The organism is Acidovorax sp. HMWF029 (assembly GCF_003060895.1).
GTDB lineage: Bacteria > Pseudomonadota > Gammaproteobacteria > Burkholderiales > Burkholderiaceae_C > Acidovorax.
This window is the reverse complement of record NZ_QAIH01000049.1, coordinates 1-1158: the sequence shown is the minus strand read 5'-3', so window position 1 is coordinate 1158 and position 1158 is coordinate 1. Positions and strand designations below refer to the sequence as shown.

2 protein-coding genes are annotated in these 1158 nt (G+C 63.5%); one reads left to right on the top strand and one right to left on the bottom strand.

The window, feature by feature from the left end; genetic code table 11:
• Positions 1–666, top strand: a 666-nt coding sequence (locus DBR12_RS02945) for an RHS domain-containing protein (protein ID WP_199226620.1), incomplete at its 5' end; no start/stop codon positions are given.
• Between the two features lie 155 nt (positions 667–821).
• On the opposite strand, the gene DBR12_RS02940 is transcribed toward DBR12_RS02945, so the two are convergent.
• On the bottom strand, positions 822–1158 hold a 337-nt coding region (locus DBR12_RS02940; protein ID WP_108615878.1), incomplete at its 5' end, for an OmpA family protein.

Here is a 1158-nt window from a genome sequence, read left to right as displayed (position 1 = left end):
CAGTACGACGCCTTGGGCAGGCGTATCGCCAAGACCGATAGCTTTGGCACGACGCATTTCACCTGGGAAGGAATGCGGCTGCTGCAGGAAAGCCGGGGCGGGCAGACGAGCACCTACGTCTACGAGCCGGGCAGCTACGTGCCACTGGCGCGCATCGATGGAAGTGGCGCCGTAGAGCCACACGCTGCGGCGGCGCATGCGCTGGGCGGAGGATCAGACAATGCACAAGGCAAGCAGGCCAGTGTGCCCACAACCAACCCGGGCTGGAGCGACCGGTTCAACGTGGGGGCGGCTGCGAACGATGGGCCCACCGATGGTTTAGCCAAAGCGGACGCAAAGACCGCAGCCACAGCCACAACTCCAACGGCGCAGGCAGCGCAGGTGTATTACTTCCACACCCAGCCCAACGGCCTGCCGGAAGAGCTGAGCGACAACAGCGGCCACCTAGTGTGGACAGCGCAGTACAGCACATGGGGCAGTACGGTCCGGGAGGAATGGCAAAGCTACGACGAAGCGGGAAGACCTGTTCAGCGGCTGCAACAGCAGTCAGCCAGTCAGACAGTCCAGCTTCAGCAGAACCTGCGGATGCAGGGGCAGTACCTGGACAGGGAGACGGGGCTGCACTACAACACACCATGGAGTTCCGTCGCCGCCATGGAGTACTAAACCCCCCAGTCTCAGGGTGTGGGCGGAGTGCACGAAAGTAGAGCCTGTCCCATCCTGCGAGTCCAAGGGTATGTGCGCTATCTGGAACAGCAGCGCAATTGAGGGGCCGTTCTGCAGTCCAGGCTTCACTTGGGTAGAGGAGGAGATGCCCCCGCCTACTTCGCCGTAATCTTCACCGCATGCAGTGCCTGCGTGGTATTGAACTTCACCCGGATGGACTTGGCGGGCACGCCTTGCTTGACCAGTTCGTTGCGCACGGCCATGGCACGCATCAATGCGATCTCACGGGCATCGACCGGTGCGTCTTTGCGGTGGCAGTAGCCGGTGATCTCCAAGCGTTCTGTGGGCTCGAGGGTGGCGGCCAGGCGGGTCAGGATGGCCTGCGTCTCGGGCGGCAGCTTGACTTGGGTGGCTTTGAACTGGGCCACCATGCCATCCTCAGGCAGGCGCGGCTCCTCCGGCACCGGTGCGGGCGCGGGTTCAGCCGGGGGT